The 21,843-nt window shown below is 59.8% G+C and carries 24 protein-coding genes; 20 read left to right on the forward strand and 4 right to left on the reverse strand.

The window, feature by feature from the left end; all coding sequences use genetic code 11:
• The 9 genes from E0486_RS10910 to E0486_RS10950 all read left to right on the forward strand — a co-directional run bounded on the left by E0486_RS10910 (position 1) and on the right by E0486_RS10950 (position 7,929).
• Positions 1 to 687: a hypothetical protein gene (locus E0486_RS10910; protein ID WP_131852212.1), complete on the forward strand. Its 687-nt coding sequence runs from the start codon at positions 1 to 3 to the stop codon at positions 685 to 687.
• A 516-nt stretch (positions 688 to 1,203) separates the two neighbouring features.
• Positions 1,204 to 1,575 carry a hypothetical protein gene (locus E0486_RS10915; protein ID WP_131852213.1) on the forward strand — a complete coding sequence of 124 codons (372 nt, stop codon included), beginning with the start codon at positions 1,204 to 1,206 and terminating at the stop codon, positions 1,573 to 1,575.
• Positions 1,576 to 1,626: 51 nt separating this feature from the next.
• The gene (locus E0486_RS10920; RefSeq protein WP_131852214.1) at positions 1,627 to 2,652 is read left to right on the forward strand and encodes a WD40/YVTN/BNR-like repeat-containing protein; all 1,026 of its coding nucleotides are present in this window, start codon (positions 1,627 to 1,629) and stop codon (positions 2,650 to 2,652) included.
• Between the two features lie 384 nt (positions 2,653 to 3,036).
• Entirely contained in the window at positions 3,037 to 3,408 is a 372-nt protein-coding gene (locus E0486_RS10925) for a hypothetical protein (protein WP_131852215.1), read from the forward strand.
• Positions 3,409 to 3,871: 463 nt separating this feature from the next.
• Positions 3,872 to 4,666, forward strand: a complete 795-nt coding sequence (locus E0486_RS10930) for a class I SAM-dependent methyltransferase (RefSeq protein WP_165917290.1) — start codon at positions 3,872 to 3,874, stop codon at positions 4,664 to 4,666.
• 237 nt (positions 4,667 to 4,903) lie between these two features.
• Complete coding sequence (locus E0486_RS10935) at positions 4,904 to 5,671, forward strand: carboxylesterase family protein (protein ID WP_131852217.1); 768 nt, start codon at positions 4,904 to 4,906, stop codon at positions 5,669 to 5,671.
• A gap of 75 nt (positions 5,672 to 5,746) precedes the next feature.
• Positions 5,747 to 6,427, forward strand: coding sequence for a hypothetical protein (locus E0486_RS10940; RefSeq protein ID WP_131852218.1), 681 nt, complete (start codon positions 5,747 to 5,749; stop codon positions 6,425 to 6,427).
• Between the two features lie 63 nt (positions 6,428 to 6,490).
• The gene (locus tag E0486_RS10945) at positions 6,491 to 7,105 is read left to right on the forward strand and encodes an XAC2610-related protein (protein ID WP_131852219.1); all 615 of its coding nucleotides are present in this window, start codon (positions 6,491 to 6,493) and stop codon (positions 7,103 to 7,105) included.
• 62 nt (positions 7,106 to 7,167) lie between these two features.
• Positions 7,168 to 7,929: a hypothetical protein gene (locus tag E0486_RS10950; RefSeq protein ID WP_131852220.1), complete on the forward strand. Its 762-nt coding sequence runs from the start codon at positions 7,168 to 7,170 to the stop codon at positions 7,927 to 7,929.
• 46 nt (positions 7,930 to 7,975) lie between these two features.
• Here the strand turns inward: E0486_RS10950 and uvrB are convergent, their stop codons facing one another.
• Both uvrB and recA read right to left on the reverse strand, forming a co-directional pair.
• Positions 7,976 to 10,018: an excinuclease ABC subunit UvrB gene (gene uvrB, locus E0486_RS10955; RefSeq protein ID WP_131852221.1), complete on the reverse strand. Its 2,043-nt coding sequence runs from the start codon at positions 10,016 to 10,018 to the stop codon at positions 7,976 to 7,978.
• A 193-nt stretch (positions 10,019 to 10,211) separates the two neighbouring features.
• Entirely contained in the window at positions 10,212 to 11,213 is a 1,002-nt protein-coding gene (gene recA, locus E0486_RS10960; protein ID WP_131852222.1) for a recombinase RecA, read from the reverse strand.
• A 197-nt stretch (positions 11,214 to 11,410) separates the two neighbouring features.
• Between recA and E0486_RS10965 the strand changes: the two genes are divergently transcribed.
• The 4 genes from E0486_RS10965 (at position 11,411) to E0486_RS10980 (ending at position 14,783) form a co-directional block, all read left to right on the forward strand.
• Positions 11,411 to 12,013, forward strand: coding sequence for a YdeI/OmpD-associated family protein (locus tag E0486_RS10965; protein ID WP_131852223.1), 603 nt, complete (start codon positions 11,411 to 11,413; stop codon positions 12,011 to 12,013).
• Positions 12,014 to 12,137: 124 nt separating this feature from the next.
• Positions 12,138 to 12,614: a DUF4920 domain-containing protein gene (locus E0486_RS10970; protein ID WP_131852224.1), complete on the forward strand. Its 477-nt coding sequence runs from the start codon at positions 12,138 to 12,140 to the stop codon at positions 12,612 to 12,614.
• A 108-nt stretch (positions 12,615 to 12,722) separates the two neighbouring features.
• The gene (locus E0486_RS10975; protein WP_131852225.1) at positions 12,723 to 13,103 is read left to right on the forward strand and encodes a hypothetical protein; all 381 of its coding nucleotides are present in this window, start codon (positions 12,723 to 12,725) and stop codon (positions 13,101 to 13,103) included.
• A gap of 135 nt (positions 13,104 to 13,238) precedes the next feature.
• Positions 13,239 to 14,783, forward strand: coding sequence for an ArnT family glycosyltransferase (locus E0486_RS10980; RefSeq protein WP_131852226.1), 1,545 nt, complete (start codon positions 13,239 to 13,241; stop codon positions 14,781 to 14,783).
• Between the two features lie 186 nt (positions 14,784 to 14,969).
• Here the strand turns inward: E0486_RS10980 and E0486_RS10985 are convergent, their stop codons facing one another.
• On the reverse strand, positions 14,970 to 15,359 hold the full coding sequence (locus E0486_RS10985) for a GtrA family protein (RefSeq protein WP_131852227.1): 390 nt from the start codon (positions 15,357 to 15,359) through the stop codon (positions 14,970 to 14,972).
• 162 nt (positions 15,360 to 15,521) lie between these two features.
• On the opposite strand from E0486_RS10985, the gene E0486_RS19295 reads away from it, so the two are divergent.
• Positions 15,522 to 15,647, forward strand: a complete 126-nt coding sequence (locus E0486_RS19295) for a hypothetical protein (RefSeq protein ID WP_262709630.1) — start codon at positions 15,522 to 15,524, stop codon at positions 15,645 to 15,647.
• Between the two features lie 47 nt (positions 15,648 to 15,694).
• Here the strand turns inward: E0486_RS19295 and E0486_RS10990 are convergent, their stop codons facing one another.
• The gene (locus E0486_RS10990; protein ID WP_131852228.1) at positions 15,695 to 17,335 is read right to left on the reverse strand and encodes an ABC-F family ATP-binding cassette domain-containing protein; all 1,641 of its coding nucleotides are present in this window, start codon (positions 17,333 to 17,335) and stop codon (positions 15,695 to 15,697) included.
• A 290-nt stretch (positions 17,336 to 17,625) separates the two neighbouring features.
• Between E0486_RS10990 and E0486_RS10995 the strand changes: the two genes are divergently transcribed.
• The 6 genes from E0486_RS10995 (at position 17,626) to corA (ending at position 21,759) form a co-directional block, all read left to right on the forward strand.
• Positions 17,626 to 17,832, forward strand: coding sequence for a hypothetical protein (locus E0486_RS10995; RefSeq protein ID WP_131852229.1), 207 nt, complete (start codon positions 17,626 to 17,628; stop codon positions 17,830 to 17,832).
• A gap of 87 nt (positions 17,833 to 17,919) precedes the next feature.
• Positions 17,920 to 18,795 (forward strand): sterol desaturase family protein, encoded by an 876-nt coding sequence (locus E0486_RS11000; RefSeq protein ID WP_131852230.1) that lies wholly within the window; start codon positions 17,920 to 17,922, stop codon positions 18,793 to 18,795.
• A gap of 130 nt (positions 18,796 to 18,925) precedes the next feature.
• Entirely contained in the window at positions 18,926 to 19,216 is a 291-nt protein-coding gene (locus E0486_RS11005) for a DUF3817 domain-containing protein (protein WP_131852231.1), read from the forward strand.
• A 69-nt stretch (positions 19,217 to 19,285) separates the two neighbouring features.
• Positions 19,286 to 20,035, forward strand: coding sequence for a 3-deoxy-manno-octulosonate cytidylyltransferase (gene kdsB, locus E0486_RS11010; protein WP_131852232.1), 750 nt, complete (start codon positions 19,286 to 19,288; stop codon positions 20,033 to 20,035).
• Positions 20,036 to 20,060: 25 nt separating this feature from the next.
• Positions 20,061 to 20,549, forward strand: a complete 489-nt coding sequence (locus E0486_RS11015; RefSeq protein WP_131852233.1) for a hypothetical protein — start codon at positions 20,061 to 20,063, stop codon at positions 20,547 to 20,549.
• Positions 20,550 to 20,661: 112 nt separating this feature from the next.
• Entirely contained in the window at positions 20,662 to 21,759 is a 1,098-nt protein-coding gene (gene corA / locus E0486_RS11020) for a magnesium/cobalt transporter CorA (protein ID WP_131852234.1), read from the forward strand.
• The last annotated feature ends 84 nt before the right edge of the window (positions 21,760 to 21,843 follow it).

A 21,843-nucleotide genomic window follows, 5' to 3' on the forward strand; every position in this document is an offset into this window, starting at 1 on the left:
ATGCGCTTCCGACTCCTGCCCCTGCTGTGCCCGCTCCTGCTCCTTTCCTGCGCCGATGCACCCACGCCTGCGCCCGAAGCGGAGGGGATGAAGGCGGTGACGGCGGTGTTCGGCGGGTCGGTGGATACGGCACGCCGCGCACCCCGCAACTTCGTGCTGACACTGGCGCGCTCCGCGGCCGTGGACAACAACTATTTCCCTTCCAACAAGCACGTGGCCTCGGGCGCTGCCTATGCCTTTTACGAAGGCCTCGGCGCCGCCGCCGGCCGCTACGACAGCATCGTGGTGGGCGTGCAGCCCACGGGCCGCCCGTTGGAAGAAGCGACCTTCAGCCACGCCCAGCTGGCCGAGGCCGCCTCGGTGATGCCCTTCGTGCAGGAACTCACGGGTCGCCTGCGCCGCAAGCAATACGAGGGGCTGGCGAACTACTTCGCGTACGACCCGGCGCTCATGACGCGTCCCCTCGACTCCGTGCTGGCTACCCTGCGCGCGCAAACCGAGCGCAACCGCTACGATACCTTTCAGCCCACGGGCTTCCGCCCGATGGAGCGCCCCGGCAGCAACCGACTGATCGTCGTATCCGGACTGCTTTCGCAGGACGGCGGCAAGCCCACGCCTTTCAGCGTGGCCGTAGATCCCGCATCGCAACCCCGGAAGGCGTATTTCGCGCTGTTTGCTTTGTATTAAGAAAGCTGTTCCCACGAGGGCTGCTCCCTTAAAAAGATGCATTTCCCACAGGGCAAGGTTTCTCGCAGAGGGCGCAACGCGTTTTCGCAGAGGGCACGGAGACGTTTGCGCTACCAACAGATACGTGGGCCGTTCAGCAGATCTGAAGCGTTGCTTCGGCCCGGGTGCGGGAGGGCTGCAAGCAGCGAAGGAAAGGCAACATTCTTTCCCGGCGAGGGCGGCCTTCGGCCGCCCTCGCCCTTTATTATCCCTTCCTTGACGGCCGTCATCCCGTTCGCCTGCGAACGGGATCTCTTGCGAAAGAGGAATGCGTATTGCGAACAGGGCCTCGCCTGCCCAATGTTCGCCCTTCCGCTGCTTGCAGCCCTCTTGCACCCCTAATGATAATCGACCTGCACAACCGGAAGTCCTGTCCAAGTGTCCTGTTGGTGAAGTACCAGCCTCGGTGCCCTCTGCGAGAAACCTTGCCTTGAGGGGAATGCCGATCTACCCGTCCCGTTGCTACCTTGAAGCCCCATGGCGTCCTTCCTGCTTTCCCTGGCCTACCGTGTGTTCCGGAATCCCTTCGGCGCCTGGGCCCTGCTGGCCCTCACCCTGGCGCTGGGCATCACGGCGCTGCTCAAAGCCCTGTGCTGGCTGCTGGCGCCGGTGCTGCTGCGCCCCGACACGCTGCGCAGCTTTTTCCAGCTGGCGCCCTTCGGCTTCATCCCGCTGGCGCTCTACCTGGGCCTTGCCGAATACCGCTGGAAAACGATGCAGCAGGGCCGCCACCCCGTGGCCCGCTGGAGCACCCGCAACGCGCTGCTCGCCGTTACGCTCTGGCTGCTGGCGCTGCTGGGGCTGCTGCTGTTCAATGTAAAGGCGTTTCCCGCCGCCCCGGTTTCCTGATTACCGCCTGCTCCGTGGCCACAAGCACCGCCACCGTGCCCGCGCAACCCGTTGAAGAAATACCTACCTTACCGGTACAACCAGCCTACTACCGCCATGAACGTACGCAGCACTTACGCCCTGCCCAGCCTCCTTTTGCCGGCCCTGCTCCTGGGCGCGTGCGAAAAGAAAAGCACCGTGCCGCCGCCGGCTACGCCCTACAACGGCCCGCGCGACACACTCACAACCGGCTGGTCGGCCTACAACACGGGCCTGCCCGGGAGCATCTACGACATCTACTTCACCGACAACCAGCGTGGCTACGCCTGCGGCACGGCGGGCATCTACCGCTCCACCAACGGGGGCACTTCGTGGGTGGACTATGCCTCGCCCTATAACCCGGGTAATATCGCGGCCTTCGGCAGCAGCGCCGCCGTGTTTACCGGCACCGACAACAAGATCATCAAGACCATCGACGGCAGCAGCTTCTTCTCGTATATCTATAACACGCGCGATGTGTTCACGAACTTCCACGACGTATACATGCCTGCGGCCGGCACCTGCTACGCCACCAGCGCCCGCTATTTCTGGAAGATTAATCCCAGCTCGCAAGCGGCCGATACGCTGTACAATTTCGGCTCCTTTGCCAACACCCGCACAACGCTCCACTTCATCGACGCGTCCAACGGCTGGGTGAATCGGGAGGGGCGCCTCTACCGCACGGCCGACGGCGGCACGAGTTGGACCGCCGGCTTCAGCGCCAGCGGCAACGCCGGGGGTATCGAATTCCTGAATGCCCAGACGGGCTACTTCGCGGCGGGCCGCACCGTGTACAAGACCGTCGACGGCGGCGCCACGGCCACGCCCGTGCTGACGGCCTATACCGGCACGACGGGTTATATGGACGTGGACTTCCTCGACAGCGCCAACGGCTACGTGAGCGACGGCAGGCGGGTGTATAAAACCACCGACGGCGGCGCCCGCTGGAACGTGGTGCTCGTGTTCCTGAACCTCACCATCAACGAGATCCACTTCAGCGCGGCCAACCGCGGCTGGGCCGCCTGCAACTACGGCTACGTGGCCCGCTTCGTACAATAACGGCGCTCCTGCCTGCCATGACCGGTCACCCCTCCATGAATGTTGCGGGAGGGGTCTGCAACATTCATTCTGGTAAAATGAACATTGCGGGAGGGGCTTGCAACGTTCATTTTACCATCCGCAACATTCATTTTGTCATCGGAAACGTTCGTTTCGCCAACCGCAATGTTCCTTCCGGCATCCGCAACGTTGCTTTTGCGGCCGTGAACATTCCGGTTGCCATCCGCAACATGAAGTGGGGCGGCGCCAACGTTCCCTTCCGGACCCGCAACCTTCGGGGCCGGTGCCGCAACCTTGCAGGCGGGGTACCGTATTTTCCGACCGTATTTCTACGTTGGCCGGAATGGCCGGGCTTACTAGATTCGGTTTCTAAATTCTTATTTCATGGCAAACACAAACCCCAGGATCCGCATTCCGCAGGATCCCAAAGGACTGCTGGCGCTGGCCGGCGACGTGAGCGCCCAACATGTGCTGCTGGGCGCGGCATCTCCCCTCAACGCGATGGAAGACAACAACTGGACGCAGGTACTCCCCGACCTGCAAAAAGCGACGTCCCTCCAGGAAAAGATCACCGCCATGGAGCGCCAGCTCGAAGAGCTGTACGGCGAGCGCAACCGCTACCTCCCCGCCATCAAGGGCGCCGTTACCGCCAGCCGCGACGCGCTGAAAGGCACCTATGCAAAGAATTTGAAGAAACTGGGTGAGTTCGGCTTTACGGTCGATCACACGCCGAAGGCGAAGAAAGTTACGGGTTAGGAAGAAGGAGCCGGGCGCTCGCCCGGCTTTTTTTTAAAAGCAATAAGAGGCTGTCTAAAATTAATTCTTTGGAAATGCGTCGGTAACGAACTGCCCCGGAGGGGCAGCCTGTCGGTAGCCCCGGGTGCAACCCGGGGTTAATGCGGGTAGGAACAAAGCGCATCCGCCAGCTGGCGGGGTGCCACCGCATAGAATGGGCCTTCCCCGGGGGCTTAAGCCCCAGGGATAAAATGGCGCCCCTACAGGGCGCGCCTTCGCGGCCGGGCGTATCCTACCCCGGGCGTGCCGCCCGGGGCTAACGATATTCCGCCCCCTTCGGGGCGGGTACCTACCGCGCTTGTTTGGTGTTGCCATGCGATGACGCGTTTCGTGCCTATACGGACATGGTAACAAGACGCACATAGTGCGTCTCTACGGAACCCCGACTTAACTACTTCCTTCCCGAATGCCGTACCTTACCCGTATGTCGCAATACATCATCGCCGGCGGCGCCTCGGGCAAAGAGCGCCTGGCGCTCCTCGGCCGCATCCTCAACGGCGGCACGCTCGACCTGCTGCGCCGCCTCGAGCCCGGCCCCGTACACCGCTTCCTCGACCTGGGCTGCGGGGGCGGATCGTTGTCAATAGCCGCCGCAAAGACCGGCTATGCCCAGCAGGTGACGGGCATCGACTTCGACGAAAAACTGATCGGGCTGGCGCGGAAAGATGCGGCCGAAGAGGGCGTTCCGAATGTCACCTTCACCCAGGGCGATGCGACTTCGTTCGACAGCACGGATACCTACGATGTCGCTTATGCGCGCTTCCTCTTTTCCCATATGACCGACGCCGGAGCCGTGCTCCGCAACCTCGCCAGGGCCGCCCGCCCCGGCGGGCTCGTGCTGCTGGAGGACGTCGATTTTGCCGGCCACTTCTGCTACCCGGCCAGCGCCGCCTTTGACCGCTACGTAGACTGGTACGAGCGCGCCGCGCGGCACAACGGCCAGGACCCGCACGTTGGCCGCCGCCTGTTTGAACTCCTCGGCACCGCCGGCCTTCAAGAGGCCGGCTTCGACCTGCTGCAGCCCGTCTTTCACAAAGGCGCCGGCAAATGGATGGCGGTCTATACCCTCGAAAAGATCGGCCCGGCGCTGCTGCAGCAGGGGCTGGCAACGGAAGAAGAATGGCAGGTGACCGTGGATGAACTGAAAGCCTTTACCGCCGACCCGCGCACGATCATCAGCATGCCGCGGATCTTCCGGGCCTGGGCCCGCCTTCGCTGACGCTACGGCGGGCGGCCGCAAGCGGCCTTGTTCGCTACGGCACAACGGCGCGGCGGCGCCACGACACGCTACTGCTGGTTAAACGTATCGTAGCGCCGTTGTGTCGTAGCGACGTTGCGACGCGCCGCAGGCGCAACCGCCGCTTGCGGCGCCCCCGACCCTGGTTTCGGTGGAGGGGTCTGGAAAAAGACTTGGCCCTTGCCGGGTTTCTGCGGAACTTGATCGCAAATCGCTTCCATGAGCTTCCGTCGCTTCCTGCTCCTGCTGCTTTGTGCCTGCGGACTCCATGCCGCGCAAGCGCAGCCCCCGCGCTTCAGCCGCCAATCCTTTGTGTCCGACAAGGGCGACACCCTGCGTTACCGCCTGCTGGAGCCCGACTACAATAAGGGCCGCCGCTACCCGCTGGTGATCTTCCTGCACGGCTCCGGGGAGCGCGGCAACGACAACGAGTCCCAATTGAAGTGGGGCGTCGGCGCCTTTGCCAGCGACGAGAACATGAGCCAGTACCCCGCCTACGTCCTCGCGCCGCAATGCCCGGCCGGCCAGCAGTGGGGCCACTTCAACAACTTCGGCGACGTGCAGGGCGCGCGCCTGGACGCTGCCCCCAGCAAACCGATGGAGCTGGTGCTGGCGCTCGTGCGCAAGCTGTGCGCGCAGGGCCTCATCGACACGACCCGCATCTACCTCACCGGCCTTTCGATGGGCGGCATCGGCACCTTCGACGCGCTGCAGCGTTACCCGAAGCTGTTTGCAGCCGCCGTGCCCGTGTGCGGCGGCGGCGACCTCAGCGGGGCGCCCGTATTCGCCGGCGTGCCGATCTGGATCTACCACGGCGCCGAAGACCCGGCGGTGCTCCCCGACTATTCGATCCAGATGGTGCAGGCGCTGACCAAAGCCGGCGCCCACCCGGGCTTTACACTGCTTCCCGAGGTAGGCCACTTTTCCTGGATCGCGGCGTATAACGACAAGATGCTGCTGCAGTGGTTGTTCCGGCAGCATAAGTGAAGAAAGGTTTAGTGAGGTTTAGAAGGGTTAAGAAAGGTTGGAGCACTTTGTACATTTTTGAAAAATCGTGACGCGATGAAACAAGCCGTACTCGGATTCGGCAACAGCAGCAAGCCCGTGCTGGAAAGCCGGGAAGCGCTTTTCCCGGGGTGGACCTTCGGCGTGCTCGACAGCTGGTCGGTAGTGCAAACGCTGCAGGTGCCGGAAGTAGACGAAGACGGTGCGGAGACGGTGTTCTTTTCCGACTACAGCCAGTTTATCGAGGAGCCTTCGGTGGGCCTGCGCTTCGGCGGGGACAAATACCGCCCGTCCGACACGGAGAAAATGCTCCGTTTTCTGCCGCACTACGAAGACTTCCTGGAAGCGGAGAAAACCGGCTTGCCGGCCATCACGGAAAGCCTGCGCCCATTCGGCCGCATCGTGGCGACGGCCGACTTGTCGGCGGCGCTCGCCACTTGCTGGCTGGCGGACTTACTGCGCGTGTTGGCACCCTACGGACCCGAACTGATCGTACTTTCTGTTTACCCGGCGCCGTTCCAGGGCGAGCGCACCCGGCGCTTCGCACAGGGAGTGAGCGAAGCCCTCATGGACCTGCCGGTGAAGCATTTTACGCTGTTCAGCGCCGACGTTGGCCGCGACTGCGGCCACATGACCCTGCCGCAGTATTTCAACGTGCTGCAAAGTCTCCACGGCGATGCGCTCAGCGCTTGCCTCAGGGGTGAAGCGCCCGATCCCGAATGGTTTCAGGCGATCTGAAAACGGATCTGATACCTGCGCACGTCGTCTAGGTGAAAGCTTCTTATTGTAACTTTCAACAGCATGCTCCTCCGGTTTCTTTTCCTTATTTCTTCATTCAATCCTTTGTTGCCGGCGGCCCAAACCTGCCGCCACACGAAGCTGTCGCGGCAGTTCGACCTGCGGGTGCAGCTGCAGCGCCGGGAAGGTGACGACGAGCATTCGGGCATCATCCACATCCGTATTTATTCGAAAGGAAAAGCGACGCCGCGGCAACGGCTGGAGCTTCCATCGGCGCTGCTCTATTCCTCCGAATACGCCGGCTGCAGCAACGTGCGCTCCTACAGCACAGGATGGGGCAACCAGCGCGAAGTGGTGGACCAGGACTTTGGCGACATCGTGGTGGCCGACCTCAATTTCGACGGCCGCGACGACCTGGCCGTGAAGCACGACTCGGGCGGCAACTCGGGCGCCTATTATACATTTTACCTGCAGCAGCCCGACGGCACTTTTGCGCTCCATGCTTTTCTCACCCGCGAGGTACAGGTGTTTCCCGAAAAGCGCGACCGGCGGCGCCGTGAGCTTACGGCTGCCTGGCCGCACTACTGCGGCGTGGGGCTGCATACCTACCGTTGTGCCACCGACGGGAACACCTATCGCTTTGTGCGGCGAAAGATGCTGGGCAATTGCGAGTATTGAATGGCTTTGCAGGAAAAACGGTTGTCCGTATACGTTTATCGGTTCTGGAGCGTTGAAGCGATATGCGCGCTCAATTCCTTGCCTTCTTTCTGCTATGTGCGGCAGGGGCAGCTGCCCAGGCGGATGCTTCGTTGACTTCAGCGCAACGGTTCGTGCAAGAGCATGGCATTCGCCTGAACACCGTCACGCCCCTGCCGGGCTTCCGTCTATATTACAACTGCGACTCCTTCCTGTTCCTACGTGGTGATTTTGGCGACACCATTCGCATCTTGACACCGGGCCTATCATCCCGTACCTCTCAGGCCGAAATGCTGGAGCTGTTGCGATCGCCGGACTATGGCCGGACTGTTTTCGTGGAAAGCATCATGGACGATTCGGACCTCTATGTGAGCTATTACCGCGAAACGATGTTTTTGCGCCGGCATGATTCCTTGTTTGAATTTGTCGATACCTTGTCCTACCCGCCGCTGTATCAGGAAGTGCTGACGCGCTTGTTTTCCGACAGTACCAGCGATGCAGAACAGGCCCGGCTTCAGGCCCGGCTCGACAGTATCCAAAAGGATCACGAGACGCGAAGCCGCCTTACCACCAAGTTGATCTTCGCGCCCAAAGCTTTTGCGAGAAGCCGGCGCCGGCGCTTTCCCCGGCGCCTCAACCCAGTGGGGGATTGGATCCTTCTCGAAGACAAGAGTCGTGTCATGGGCCGCTGGGTATATACCATCCGGATCAACAACAACGAAAAAAAAGGCGAAGAAACGAGTTATGCTTATGCGATTGATGAGCACTTCCGGTTCTTCTGGTGGGAGTTTTGCCCGGGACGCTGATCATAGCGCATCGCGGAACTCCAAACTACAAACCCCAAACTACAAACTACTTCACCTTCATCCCTTCCAGTTTCTTCTGTAGGGCAAACATTTCATCCCGCAACCTGGCCGCTTCCATGAAGTCCATGTCGCGGGCGGCTTTTTCCATTTCCTTTTTTGTTTTGTTGATGGCTTTTTCAATGAGCGGGATGGTAGCGTACTCTTCGGCGTCTTCGGCGGCGGAAGCAGTACGGCTAGCGATCTCCGGCATCGCGAGGGGCGAGTCGGCATCGTAACCCTTGATGTCGAGCACGGAGGTCTGGGCCATCACCTGCTCGATGGACTTGCGCACCGTGGTGGGGGTGATGCCGTGCAGCGTATTGTAGGCGAGCTGCTTCTCGCGGCGGCGCGTCGTTTCGTCGATCGTGCGTTGCATCGATTCGGTGATGCTGTCGGCGTAAAAGATCACCAGGCCTTCCGAGTTCCGCGCCGCGCGGCCCGCGGTTTGGGTCAGCGAGCGTTCGTTGCGGAGGAATCCTTCCTTGTCGGCGTCGAGGATGGCCACCAGCGACACTTCGGGCAGGTCGAGACCTTCGCGGAGCAGGTTCACGCCCACCAGCACGTCGATGGTGCCGAGGCGCAGCTGGCGCAGGATCTCGATGCGCTCGAGGGTGTCCACATCGGAGTGTATGTAGCGACTCTTGATATCGATCCTGGCGAGGTATTTATCCATCTCTTCGGCCATGCGCTTCGTGAGCGTCGTCACCAGCACGCGATCACCTTTCTTCACCCGCTTGTCGATCTCGTCGAGCAGGTCGTCAATTTGGTTTACCGAGGGGCGGATCTCGATGGGCGGCTCCAGCAGTCCCGTGGGACGCACCACCTGCTCTACCACCACGCCGCCGGTCTGTTCCAGCTCGTAGTCGCCGGGGGTGGCGCTTACGTATACCACCTGGTTGATCAGGTTTTCGAATTCGTGGAAGTTGAGGGGGCGGTTGTCGAGCGCCGACGGCAGGCGGAAGCCGAAGTCCACGAGCGTGAGCTTGCGGCTGCGGTCGCCGCCGTACATGCCCGACACCTGGGGGATCGTCTGGTGGCTTTCGTCGATCATGCACACGAAATCTTTGGGAAAGTAGTCGAGCAGGCAGAACGGGCGTGTACCCGGCTTGCGGCGGTCGAAGAAGCGCGAGTAGTTTTCGATGCCATTGCAGAAGCCCAGCTCGCGGATCATCTCGAGGTCGTATTCCACGCGTTCCTTGATGCGCTGGGCTTCGATGAACTTGCCCACGCTCTTGAAGTATTCCACCTGCGCGGCGAGCTCGTCCTGGATCTCGTAGATGACGTCGCGCATGATGTCTTTCGGCGCCACGTAGAGGTTGGCGGGAAAGATGGCGCAGTTGTCGAAGGAGCCGATGCGCTTGGAGCTTTGCACGTCGATGGATTCGATGCTCTCGATCTCGTCGCCGAAGAAGGTAATGCGGTAGCCCACGTCGAGGTAGGGCAGGTTGATGTCCACGGTGTCGCCCTTCACGCGGAAGGTGCCGCGGGTAAAGTCGACGGTGGTGCGGGTATACAGCGAGGACACGAGGTCGTGGAGAAAGCTTTGCCGGCTTTTGCGTTCGCCCTTGGCGATGCGGATGATGCCGCTCTCGTAGTCGGTGGGGTTACCCATACCGTAGATGCAGCTCACGGAGGCCACCACGATGATGTCGCGGCGCCCGGAGAGGAGGGAGGTGGTGGCGCGGAGGCGCAGCTTGTCGAGCTCCTCGTTGATGTTGAGGTCCTTCTCGATATAGGTGTCCGTTGTGGGCAGGTAGGCCTCGGGCTGGTAGTAGTCGTAGTAGCTCACGAAGTACTCCACGGCATTGTCGGGGAAGAACTGCTTGAACTCGCCATAGAGCTGGGCCACGAGGGTCTTGTTGTGGGTGAGCACGAGGGTCGGCCGCTGCACGTTCTGGATCACGTTGGCCATCGTGAAGGTCTTGCCCGAGCCGGTCACACCGAGGAGCACCTGGTGGCGCTCGCCGCCGTTGATGGCTTCGGTGAGCTGTTGAATGGCCGTGGGCTGGTCGCCAGCGGGCTGGTAAGGGGATTGGAGTTGGAAGGGCATAATCGGCCCCCTGTCCCCCAAAGGGGGCACTTAGGGCGAAGTGTTTTTTAGTTAAACGAACATTTACTCAAATCTACGTTCAAGACAAAGGCCGGAAGCGCAAACGCTTCCGGCCTTTTATTGCTTTAGGAATGACTGCTACCGTAAGACGGCGCCACTTAAGTTCCCCCTTTGGGGGACAGGGGGCGGGGGTTTACGCATTCTGCAGTTCCTTGATCTTCTCGCGGATCTTGCCTTCGATCTCGTCGGCAAGGGCAGGGTTGTCCTTCAGGAGGCCCTTCACGCCTTCGCGGCCCTGACCGAGCTTGTCGCTGTTGTAGGAGAACCAGGAGCCGCTCTTCTGAACGATGCCCATTTCCACGCCCATGTCGAGGATCTCACCGATCTTGGAGATGCCTTCGCCAAACACGAGGTCGAACTCGGCGGTGCGGAACGGGGGGGCGACCTTGTTCTTCACCACTTTCACTTTCACGCGGTTACCGATGGCCTCTTCGCCGTCCTTGATCTGGGTCATGCGGCGGATATCGAGGCGTACGGAGGCGTAGAACTTGAGGGCGTTACCGCCGGTGGTGGTTTCGGGGTTGCCGAACATTACGCCGATCTTCTCGCGGAGCTGGTTGATGAAGATGCAGATGGTGTTCGTCTTGGAGATGGTAGCGGTGAGCTTCCGCAGGGCCTGCGACATGAGTCGGGCCTGCAGACCCATCTTGGAATCACCCATTTCGCCTTCCAGTTCGCCTTTGGGCACGAGGGCGGCAACGGAGTCGATCACCACCACGTCGAGGGCGCCGGAGAGGATGAGTCGGTCGGCGATTTCGAGGGCCTGCTCGCCGTAGTCGGGTTGGGAGATAAGTAGGTTGTCGATGTCCACACCCAGTTTCTGGGCATAAGCGGAGTCGAAGGCGTGTTCGGCGTCAATGATGGCGCACATGCCGCCCTTCTTCTGGGCTTCTGCGATGACGTGGGTGGCGACGGTGGTCTTACCCGAGGATTCCGGACCGTAAATTTCGATCACCCGGCCCTTCGGGAGGCCGCCGATACCGAGGGCCGCGTCGAGGCCGATGGAACCGGTAGAGATAACCTCCTGGGTCTGCTCACCACGCTCATTCATCATCATCACGCTGCCCTTACCAAAATCCTTGTCGATCTTGTCCATGGTAAGTTTCAGCGCCTTTAATTTTTCAGCATTTGACATTGTCGTACGTATTTGTAGTGTTAGTGAAACAGGCCTTTGAAGGTACACTTTCGGAGCCGGTTCCGGGATTGATTAATTGCATGTAAAGCTAATGATTTTAGCAAAATAATCCGTGTTTTTTTTCCCCGTCTTTTACCCAAAAAAAGGTGAAAGAAACGGGGGTGAAAAACACTACTTTCCGGTGCGAAAAACAACGTATGCCCGACGCCGTAAAACCTGCCACAGCAAAGGTCCTTGCCTACCTCGAAAGGCTTCCCGCCTGGAGCCGCGCCCTCGGCGCCGAACTGCGCCGCATCGCCCTGGCCGCCGACCCCTCCATCGAAGAGGAGTGGAAGTGGGGGCCCAATTACGGCAGCCACGGAATGGTCTGCGGCTGGAGCGCCTTTAAGGGGCATGTGAAACTCACCTTCTTCAACGGGTCGGCCATGAGCGACCGGCTGCGGCTTTTCAACCACTGCGTGGATAATGACTTCAACCGCTCCATTAAATTTACCCGGCCCGAGGAGATCAACGCCACGCAGTTGACGGAGTATATCCGCGAGTCGGTCGCAGTGAACCGCGCCGGGTTCAAGCGGGTGGCCAAAAACGAAAAGGCCGAAACCCCGCCCGGACTGCGGGCGGCGCTGGAAAAGAACAGGAAAGCCCTGGACTTTTTCGAGGCCCTTACCCCGGGCTACCGCAACGACTATATCGAACAGGTGGTCTCCGCCAAACAGGAAAAGACCCGCGCGGCCCGCATTGAGAAGATTGTGGCCGCCTGCGCCCAAGGGCGGAAGCCGAATGAAGCGTACAAAAAATAACCGGATCAACCGGTTAATGAATGAACCGGTTAATGAATTAATGGGAAGCCGTCCCCGGCCTCCCGCCCCCGACTTCCGACTTTAAGACTTTAAGTACTATCTTTACTTTCGTAATAACTGCAATATGAAAAAATACTTCTTTGTACTCTTTCTCGCCACTGGTATCGCCGCCGGCGCACAGGAATCCAACGCACCGGTAGCCGCCGCCAAGGGAATCAGCTACGGATCGGCCGTACCGACCGGCGTCAACATCCTCTCCACGGAAAAGGTCAACTACGAAGTGAAGGAAGGCCAGCCCTACACCGGCGTGGTGGAAGGCAAGGTGAAGGAAGTGTGCCAGACTATGGGTTGCTGGATGAAGCTCGAAACGCCCGACGGCACCATCATGGTGAAAATGAAGGATCACTCCTTCTTCCTCCCCAAAAACATCGTAGGCCACACCGTGCAGGTGGCCGGCACCGCCGAGGTGAAAGAAGAAACCGAAGCCAAGCGCAAGCACTACGCCGAGGACGCCGGCAAGCCGAAAGCCGAGGTAGCCAAGATCAAAGGCACCGCCAAGGAAGTACAGATCCAGGCTACGGGCGTGACCGTGATCGACTAAGCCTATCGCGAACAAATGCTTTATAAATGGACCCGCCCCGGCGGGTCTTTTTCTTTTCTTGCAAGGGCTCCGCTTCTTTAGTCCCGTTAGTTTTTGTACATTGGTAGTATGGCCGCGCTGACCACCATAACCCGCCCCGCGATCGGCTTTGCCGTGCAGGCCGACGCCCTCGAGGAGCGCAGCACGGTGGTACACTGCCGCCTCACCATCGCCTGCCTGCTCCGCATCGCGCCGCAAACCTGGCTGGTGCAGGACGACGGCCGCCGCCGCGCGCTCGTGGGCGCCTACCGCATCGTGCAGGCACCCGCCTGGGCGTTCGTCGCCCCCGACCACTGCTTTACCCTTGTTTTCGAAGGCCTTTCCGCCGGCTGCCGCCGCTTCGACCTGATCGAAGACATCGAGGAATTATATCCCTTCCGCTTTACCGGCATCCTGCGCAACGGCACCGACGTGTACCACCTGGAGTACCCGAACTTTCCGCTCGATTGAAGGCGTGAGGCGTGAGGCGTGAGTTGCTGTCGCCCGATTACGAAGAACGGATGCCCAGGGCATCCGTTCTTTATTGCCGCGCCTTACGGCTCACGGCTCACGCCTCACGCCTCACGCTTCACGTACCTTCGCCGCATGCCCTCCCAGCCCAACTATCGCATCCGCCTGCTTTTTCTCATCCTCGTCGCCTCAGGCCTCCGACTGTTGCTGGCCGGCCTGTTCGAGCTGGGCAACGACGAAGTGTATTACTGGACCTACGCGCAGCACCTGCAGTGGAATTATTTCGATCACCCGCCGCTGGTGGCGCTGTGGATCCGCCTCTTTACCGGCAACCTGCTGTTGCAGTACAACGAGATCTTCGTGCGCCTCGGCTCCATCGTGAGCTGCGCGCTGGCTTCTTCCCTGCTGTTTCATGCGGTGCGGCGGCTCCATTCGGCGCGGGCCGGCTGGATCGCCGCGGTGCTGTACCACTGCTCCGTCTACGCGGGCATCATCGCCGGCCTGTTCATCCTCCCCGACTCGCCGCAGATGCTGTTCTGGTGCGCAGCCCTCTACGCCACCGTCCGCATACACGAGAACGACCGCCGCTGGGGTCCCTGGCTCGCCTTCGGTCTGCTGGCCGGGCTGTCGGTGTTGGGTAAAGTGCACGGCATCTTCCTCTGGTTCGGCATGGGCCTGTACCTCCTCTTCCGCCAACGCGCCTGGCTGAAGCGCCCGCAGCTGTATGTATCGGGCCTGCTTACGGCCGCCGTTATCAGCCCCATCCTGCTCTGGAACCTGGAGAACGACTTTATCACCTACCGCTTTCACAGCGAGCGCGTAACAGTGCGGGAATGGGCGCTCAACGGCAGCGGCTTCGCCCGCGAGCTGGGCGGCCAGGTGCTTTATAACAACCCTGTAATCGTGTTGCTTCTGGTAATGGCCCTGCTGGCGCTCCGCAAGCGCCGCTTTCCGTTGCCGCCCGCCGCGCGCCTTTTTCTCTGGATCGGGCTGCCGATGATCGGCGTGCTGCTGCTGCTGTCGCTGCTGCGCGACACGCTGCCCCACTGGAGCGGCCCCGGCTATGTTACGCTGCTGCCCATAGCGGCCGTCTACCTCGCTGAAGGCGCCCCCCGCCGAACCGCCCGCTACCTGGCCGGCGCCCGCGGCTTTATCCTCACGCTCTGTATCCTTGCACTCGGCCTCACCTGGGCCTGGCCGGGCACGATGGGCTCGAAAGACCGGCAGGACTACGGCTTCGGCGACTTCACCCTCGACCTGCACGGCTGGGGCGAGGTGGCACCGCGGTTTGCGGAGCTCTATTACCGCGAAAAGGGCAACGACATGCCCTACGGTGCGCCGCTGGTAGCCTACAAATGGTTTCCCGCTGCCCACGAAGACTACTACTGGTGCGCGCCGAACGACATCCCGGTGCTCGGCCTCGGCGACCTGCACGACTTGCACCACTATGCCTGGGTAAACCGCTGGCGCCTGCACAACATCGATCCCAGCAAGGCCTGGTGCGTGGTGCCCTCCAACGAATACTTCGACGCCCGCACACAGTTTGCCCGCTGGTACCACCGCGCCGACTCGGTGACCACCTTCGTGCAGGAGCGCGGCGGAACGCCCGCCCGGTATTTTACCGTTTGGAAACTGAGTGGCTGGAAGAAAGCGGCGGTGATCCCGGTGCAGCGGCATTGACCCATCCCCGGCCCTTCCCGAGGCGAAGGGTGCCTGTGTGAAGCAGGTCTTATTGCCATTTTCTGTACCCAGGTCATAGTCTCTGACTGCAAAGCCCCGATGCCTACAGCATCGGGGCTTTGCGTTCCCCGCTCCTTTGGAGCGGGGTCAGGGGTGAGGTTTGTTCCCCTTCCCTTCGGGAAGGGGTCAGGGGATGGGTCGGAACGTAAAAAACGCATTCGCCCCGTAATTCCAGAAAAAGACGATCACGATGGCAATGGCCTTGCTGAGGTAGAAATTGAGCTTGCGGTGGTTGAGGAAATAGATGATCGCGGTATTGAGACCGAGGCCCACCAGCGACACGGCCACGAAGCGAACCAACTGCCCTTGCACGTTCGGCGTGTGCGAACCGAAGGTCCAGGCGCGGTTGAGGAGGAAGTTGAGCACCACGGCGCAGCTGAAGCCGAGGGCGTTGGCCACGTAGCGGTTGATGCGCACCTTTTCCTTGAACAGCCAGGTAATCCCGAAATCGACTACCATGCCCAGCAGGCCCACAAGGCCGAATTTCAGGAGTCGGAGCAGGTGCTGAAGGATCATGTTGGCGCAAAAATACGCCCTGGCCCTGCTGCGCTTCCGGATTTCAGCAGCAGAAATATCGGATTGCACTTAGCCGGACTACGGTCAATTCCGGATTATCTGAAACTTGCGCAGCACCGAAAAAACTTGCGCTTAACTTTAGCGGAGCCAAACATACTTCCTATGAGATTGCTTGCGATGAACGGACTTGAGTCGGCCACTGTGCTGCTGTTCGTATTCAACCTGTCCTTTCTGCTGTTGCTGGCGCTGGTGCACGAACGGCCGCTCCGAAACAACGAAAATGCATGAAAAAGCCCCTCGCTGAAACGAGGGGCTTTTTTTATTCAGTAGGCGGATCAGGCGGGAATGGCCTTGCCGTACATCTCGGCGCGCAGTTCTTTCACACGCTTGTCTTCCATGTATTCGTCGAAGGTCATGAGGCGGTCGATGATGCCGTTGGGCGTCAGCTCGATCACGCGGTTGGCCACCGTTTGCAGGAAAGTGTGGTCATGCGAGGTGAGGAGCACGATGCCGGGGTAGGCCTGGCAACCTTCGTTGAAGCTCTGGATGCTTTCGAGGTCGAGGTGGTTGGTAGGCTGGTCGAGCATGATGAGGTTGGGGTTCTGCAACATCATGCGCGAGATCATGCAGCGCACTTTCTCACCACCCGACAGCACGTTGGTCTTCTTCTGGATGTCGTCGCCGTTGAACAGCATCTTGCCCAGGAAGCCGCGGAGGAAGGGCTCATCGGCGTCGGTCACGTGCGGGGGCACGTACTGGCGCAGCCATTCCAGCAGGGTCAATCCTTCGGTAAAGAACTCGTTGTTCTCCACCGGCAGGTAGGCCTTGGTGATGGTGGTGCCCCATTCGAATTTGCCGCCTTCGGCGTCGCGGAGGCCGTTGATGATCTCGTAGAACACGGTTACGGCCGAGGGGTCGCGGCTGAGGATGGCGATTTTTTCGCCTTTATTGACCGAGAAGTTCACTTTGTCGAACAGCTTGCGTCCGTCCATTGAAGCCCTCAGGCCTTCCACGTTGAGGATCTGGTTGCCTACTTCGCGCAGGGGCTGGAAGATGATGCCCGGGTAGCGGCGGTTGGAGGGCTCGATCTCTTCGATGTTGAGTTTTTCGAGGGCCTTCTTCCGCGAGGTGGCCTGCTTCGACTTGGAGGCGTTGGCCGAGAAGCGGGCGATGAACTCGATGAGCGCGGCGCGCTTGTCTTCGGTCTTCTTGTTCTTGTCGGAAAGCTGGCGGGCCATCAGCTGCGAGCTTTCGTACCAGAAGGTATAGTTACCGGTGAATACCTTGATCTTGGAGCGGTCTACGTCGGCCACGTGCGTACACACGGCGTCGAGGAAGTGACGGTCGTGGGAAACCACGAGCACCACGTTCTGGTAGTCGGCGAGGAAGTTTTCGAGCCAGCCGATCGTTTCGATGTCGAGGCCGTTGGTCGGTTCGTCGAGCAGCAGGATATCGGGGTTGCCGAAGAGGGCCTGCGCCAGCAGCACGCGCACCTTCATGTTGGAGGGAATGTCCTTCATGAGGCTGTGGTGGAAGTTGCCGTTCACACCCAGCTCGTTGAGGAAGGTGGCGGCATCGCTTTCGGCGGTGTAGCCGCCCATTTCGCCAAATTCGGCTTCGAGCTCGGAGGCTTTCATGTAGTCGTCTTCGGTGGCTTCGGGGTCGGCGTAGATGGCGTCTTTCTCGTGCATCACCTTCCACATTTTCTCGTGGCCCATGAGCACGGTGTTGAGCACCGTCACCTCGTCGAAAGCGAACTGGTTCTGCTTCAGCACGGCCATGCGCTCGCCGGGGGTGATATCGATCTTGCCTTTGTTGGGCTCAATCTCGCCGGAGAGGATCTTGAGGAAGGTCGACTTGCCGGCACCGTTGGCACCGATCACGCCGTAGCAGTTGCCCTTGGTAAACGTGATGTTGACTTCGTCGAACAACACGCGCTTGCCAAAGGAGAGGGAAACGTTATTGACACTGATCATAGTAAGTTGGGAGCGAAGCGGTTTATTGGTTTATTGGTTAAGTAGTTAATTAGTGGGGCGCTTCAAAAAGACCACGCTGACTGGTTATGAAAAGCGCGAACGGTGCCGCGAACAGTACCAATAAACCAATAAACTAATTGACCAATAAACGCGCCCTCAGGCGCCGCTCCGGGCGCGCAAAGGTACGTTTTTCACACCCTTTTCCACAGCCGTGTTTCGTTAAGGATTCCCCTTTTTTCGGCCGAATGGCAAAGTACTTGTATTAGACAGGTCGACTAAAGATGCTAATCATGAAATATACCTTTCCCAAGGTGCTGCTGGGCTGTCTCCTGCTCGCCGCCTGCAGCAAGTCCGGTACCCTCAACGAGCTGAGCGCCGAGCGCGCCCCCGCCCGCCTCGGCGTCGTCCGGCAGCTCGACAACGTGGAGCTGCCCCCGGCGCCCATCCCGGCCGATACCCTGGAGATCGACTCGCTCCGGCACCCGGGAACGAACTAGTTCGCCAGGCGTCAGGCGTGAACAACGAGCCCTTGGTTTAACGTCTCACGCTTGACGGTTCACGCCTCACGTTGTACCTTACGCTTCATGTGGCAAGCGATACTCGACCATTTCAGCAACCTGGAGCAACGACCCCTGGAGCGCCTCGCCTTCCTCGTGGGCGGCCTGCTCCTGTTCTGGATCATCGAAGGCGCCATCCCGCTGCTGGAGCCGCATTACAAGCGAACGAAATTGCGGCACGCGGGCGTCAACTTCGGTTTTACGCTCATGCACCTCGCCATCCACACCGGGCTGGCCGTAGTGATCGTACTGCTGAGCGACTGGTGCCGCCGGCAAGGCTTCGGCCTCGTCTACTGGACCGGCGCCGGGGTATTGGGTACGATCCTGATCTCGTTCCTCGTGCTGGACTTTTTCGGTGGCTGGCTGGTGCACATCACCGAACATAAGCTGGCGCTCCTGTGGCGCTTTCACGTGGTGCATCATGCCGACAACAACGTGGACGTCACCACGGGCCTGCGCCACCACCCCGTGGAAAGCGTGCTCCGCGGCCTTTTCTTTATCGCCGGCATCGGGCTGTCGGGCGCGCCGATGTACGCCGTGATGATCTTCCAGACGGCACTCGTGCTGGCCACCGCCTTTACCCACGCCAACATCTCGCTGCCCCGCTGGCTCGACCGCGGCCTCAGCTACGTGTTCGTTTCGCCCAACATGCACAAGGTGCACCACCACTGGCAGCAACCCTTCACCGACTCCAACTACGGCGCCGTGCTCTCCATCTGGGACCGCCTCCTGGGCACCTACCGCCGCCTCGACCCGAAAGACATCCGCTACGGCCTCGACCGCTATTACCCGAATGAAGAAGACGAGAATTTCGGCATGCTGCTAAAGAAGCCGTTCCAACCTTTAGAGAAAGATTTTAAAGAAGAAAAAGCGTTTTTAACCGCGAAGGAAACAAGAGAATAAGCGTTTCGCGAAGAGGATAATAAAGCCTCGCCTATGGCGAGGCTTTATTAACGATTCAACTTCGCGTACCAACTTCTTTTCTTCTTTTCTTCGCGGTGAGAAACCTTGTTTCTCCCCTCACTTTCCCTCCATGCAACACCCGTCCGTCCGCCGCCTTCATATCCTGGGCTATGCCGAAGCCGTTTCCTGGCTGCTGTTATTGTTCATCGCCATGCCGCTCAAATACATCTGGGGCCAGCCCCTGATGGTGAAGTACGTGGGCTGGATCCACGGTGTGCTGTTCATCCTGTACTGCGCGCACCTGCTGATCGTGAAAAGCCTCCTGAAGTGGCCGTTCAGCAAGCTCGCAACGGGTGGCATCGCCGCCTTCCTGCCCTTCGGCACGCTTTGGTTCGACAAGCGAATAGAGCGGGTTGAATAGCTTTACCGGTTGTAAACGATCCTGTTTCGAAAAGGGCGCATCTTTGGGAATATTCAAAACGAATAACGTATGTCCGAACTAAGTGCCCCCTTGGGGGGACAGGGGACCGTAATAGCCGTCCTTCCCGCCCGCTACGCGGCCACCCGCTTCCCCGGCAAGCTCCTGCAGCTGCTGGGCGATAAGACCGTGATCCGCCGTACCTACGAGGCGGCGCAGGCCTCGGGGCTTTTCGATGAAGTGCTGGTAGCCACCGACTCGCCCGAGATCCGCGCCGAGGTGGAAGGTTTCGGCGGCCAGGTGGCCATGACCCGCGCCGACCACGAAAGCGGTACCGACCGCATCGCCGAAGCCGTGGCCGACCGCGATGTGGACATCGTGGTCAACGTGCAGGGCGACACACCCTTTATCAACACAAAAGCCCTGCGGCAGCTGATCGACCTGTTTGAAGACGAATCCGTGCACGTGGCCTCGCTCATGGACCGCATCACCGACCCCGCCGACCTGGCCAATCCCAACGTGGTGAAGGTGTGTACCGACCTAAGGGGCAACTCCCTCTTTTTCAGCCGCAGCCCGGTGCCTTTTCCGCGCGCGCAGGACATCGACATCCCGCACTACCGCCACATCGGCGTCTATGCCTTCCGAAAGGCCGCACTGCTGCAGTTCACGCAGTGGCCGATGACGCCCCTGGAGGCCGCCGAAAAGATCGAGTGCCTCCGTTTTCTCGAACACGGCGTGCCGCTGCGCATGGCGCTCACAGAACCCATCGGTGTGGATATCAACACGCCCGAGGATCTTGAAAAAGCAAAGTCGCAGTTGTAACTTACCCACTCAACCCGGTTGCCCAATGAAAATAGTCATCCTGCTCTTTCAATCCCTGGCCCTGCTGGCCTGTTCGGGCAACGACCCTGTTGCCACCCCTAAGGAAGCTGACGGCAACACCGCCGCAACAACAGAAACACTGGCCACCGCATCTTCCGACGCCGGACGCGGTCACTACGAAGGCGTATTCAGCAACGGTATGAAAGAAACGTTCCTTTCCTTCGATGTGTCGAAAGACGGCAATGAGGTACGCAACCTCACGTTCAAAGGCTGGTGGTACTGCGACAGGCGCCTCACCCAGGAGCGGGGCATCGGCCCCCAAAAAGGGTTCGCCATCCGTGCAAACAAGGTGGACGGCGTGGTATCGGAGCCCGAAAACGGCGGCGCATCGGCGGTGCGCTTCGAGTTGCACGGCACCTTCAGCGGCAACAAGGCCAGCGGCACGTTCCGGATGAATATCAACGGCCTCGGTTGCGACACCTACGTGCTCAACTGGACCGCCAACCGTAAATAGGGCGCAATATTTATTGAATAATCAATATTGAATATTGCATAAGTACTTTGTCGACCGACCAGACCCTATTCAATAAACATTATTCAATAGATATTATTCAATAGCATTTCCCATGGCGTCCCGCAACTACCTCCGCTTCCTGCTTCCCGACGTGCTTTTCGGACCGAAGCGCACGAAGGAAATCCTGCACGTGAACCCCACCGTGGAGCGCCTGCCCACGCCCGTGACCGCCATCAGTGTTTACGTGTACAACTACGATGGGCAGGCCATGCACGAACATCGCTTTGAAAAGGTGGATGACATCTTTTCGTGCAAGAACAACGGGCTCATTTCCTGGATCAATATCGACGGCATCCGCAAAGAAGATGTGGAAAAAGTATGCGCCCATTTCGACATCCACCCGCTGCTGGCCGAAGACATCCAGAGCCGCGGGCAGCGCCCCAAGATGGACGAGGTGGACGGCATTCTCTACTGCCTGCTCAACATGCTTTATTTCGACCCCAAGGAATCCAGCGTGGACCATGAGCAGGTAAGCATCGTGCTCGGCCGCGACTTCGTGATCACCTTCCAGGAAGACCCCGCGCGCGACGTGTTTACGCCCGTGCGCGAACGCCTCAAGATGGTCAACTCCAAGCTGCGCCAGCGCGGCGCCGACTACCTCTGCTACTCGCTGCTCGACGTTATTGTGGACAACTACTTCCTGGTGATGGAAAAGCTCGGCGAACGCATCGAGGAGCTCGAGGAGGAAGTGGTGCGCAACAACAGCAACATCACCATGGCGCGGATCAACAACCTGCGCAAGGAGCTGATCGTGCTCAAGCGCAACATCATGCCCGTGCGCGACCTCGTGAGCAACATCATCCGCAGCGAAAGCGGCCTGCTGGAAGAAAGCACCAACAAGTATTTCAAAGACGTATACGACCATATCGTACAGGCCGCGGACCTCTCCGAAAACTACCGCGATATCATGATGTCGATGCAGGATCTCTACATCAACAACGTCAACCTGCGCATGAACGAAGTGATGAAGGTGATGGCGGTGGTTACCTGCCTGCTGGCGCCCGCCACCGTTATCGGCGGCATCTTCGGAATGAACTTCGAGCAGATCCCGCTGCTGCACAACAAATGGGGCTTCCTCATTTCTGTTTGCCTGATGCTCCTCATCCCGGTATGGATGATCGGTGTGTTCCGCAGAAGGGGCTGGTTTTAATCCCGGGGGATGGGTGGCGGCACTATGGGTGCGTTTTTATAAAAGAGACGCATATGATGCGTCTCTACGTGGGGAAAAAAACGG

Source organism: Flaviaesturariibacter aridisoli (assembly GCF_004343705.1).
Classification (GTDB): Bacteria; Bacteroidota; Bacteroidia; order Chitinophagales; family Chitinophagaceae; genus Flavisolibacter; species Flavisolibacter aridisoli.

Bases quoted from the DNA above. Each gene is read 5' to 3' on its own strand.
- corA (WP_131852234.1), top strand. From the start codon at position 20,662: ATGGCGTCCCGCAACTACCTCCGCTTCCTGCTTCCCGACGTGCTTTTC.
- E0486_RS11000 (WP_131852230.1), top strand. From the start codon at position 17,920: ATGTGGCAAGCGATACTCGACCATTTCAGCAACCTGGAGCAACGACCC.
- E0486_RS10970 (WP_131852224.1), top strand. From the start codon at position 12,138: ATGAAAAAATACTTCTTTGTACTCTTTCTCGCCACTGGTATCGCCGCC.
- uvrB (WP_131852221.1), bottom strand. From the start codon at position 10,018: ATGCCCTTCCAACTCCAATCCCCTTACCAGCCCGCTGGCGACCAGCCC.
- E0486_RS10980 (WP_131852226.1), top strand. From the start codon at position 13,239: ATGCCCTCCCAGCCCAACTATCGCATCCGCCTGCTTTTTCTCATCCTC.
- E0486_RS10930 (WP_165917290.1), top strand. From the start codon at position 3,872: ATGTCGCAATACATCATCGCCGGCGGCGCCTCGGGCAAAGAGCGCCTG.
- E0486_RS10950 (WP_131852220.1), top strand. From the start codon at position 7,168: ATGCGCGCTCAATTCCTTGCCTTCTTTCTGCTATGTGCGGCAGGGGCA.
- E0486_RS10995 (WP_131852229.1), top strand. From the start codon at position 17,626: ATGAAATATACCTTTCCCAAGGTGCTGCTGGGCTGTCTCCTGCTCGCC.
- E0486_RS11015 (WP_131852233.1), top strand. From the start codon at position 20,061: ATGAAAATAGTCATCCTGCTCTTTCAATCCCTGGCCCTGCTGGCCTGT.
- recA (WP_131852222.1), bottom strand. From the start codon at position 11,213: ATGTCAAATGCTGAAAAATTAAAGGCGCTGAAACTTACCATGGACAAG.
- E0486_RS11005 (WP_131852231.1), top strand. From the start codon at position 18,926: ATGCAACACCCGTCCGTCCGCCGCCTTCATATCCTGGGCTATGCCGAA.
- E0486_RS10945 (WP_131852219.1), top strand. From the start codon at position 6,491: ATGCTCCTCCGGTTTCTTTTCCTTATTTCTTCATTCAATCCTTTGTTG.
- E0486_RS19295 (WP_262709630.1), top strand. From the start codon at position 15,522: ATGAGATTGCTTGCGATGAACGGACTTGAGTCGGCCACTGTGCTGCTG.
- E0486_RS10925 (WP_131852215.1), top strand. From the start codon at position 3,037: ATGGCAAACACAAACCCCAGGATCCGCATTCCGCAGGATCCCAAAGGA.
- E0486_RS10990 (WP_131852228.1), bottom strand. From the start codon at position 17,335: ATGATCAGTGTCAATAACGTTTCCCTCTCCTTTGGCAAGCGCGTGTTG.
- E0486_RS10975 (WP_131852225.1), top strand. From the start codon at position 12,723: ATGGCCGCGCTGACCACCATAACCCGCCCCGCGATCGGCTTTGCCGTG.
- E0486_RS10935 (WP_131852217.1), top strand. From the start codon at position 4,904: ATGAGCTTCCGTCGCTTCCTGCTCCTGCTGCTTTGTGCCTGCGGACTC.
- E0486_RS10985 (WP_131852227.1), bottom strand. From the start codon at position 15,359: ATGATCCTTCAGCACCTGCTCCGACTCCTGAAATTCGGCCTTGTGGGC.
- E0486_RS10940 (WP_131852218.1), top strand. From the start codon at position 5,747: ATGAAACAAGCCGTACTCGGATTCGGCAACAGCAGCAAGCCCGTGCTG.
- E0486_RS10915 (WP_131852213.1), top strand. From the start codon at position 1,204: ATGGCGTCCTTCCTGCTTTCCCTGGCCTACCGTGTGTTCCGGAATCCC.
- E0486_RS10910 (WP_131852212.1), top strand. From the start codon at position 1: ATGCGCTTCCGACTCCTGCCCCTGCTGTGCCCGCTCCTGCTCCTTTCC.
- kdsB (WP_131852232.1), top strand. From the start codon at position 19,286: ATGTCCGAACTAAGTGCCCCCTTGGGGGGACAGGGGACCGTAATAGCC.
- E0486_RS10965 (WP_131852223.1), top strand. From the start codon at position 11,411: ATGCCCGACGCCGTAAAACCTGCCACAGCAAAGGTCCTTGCCTACCTC.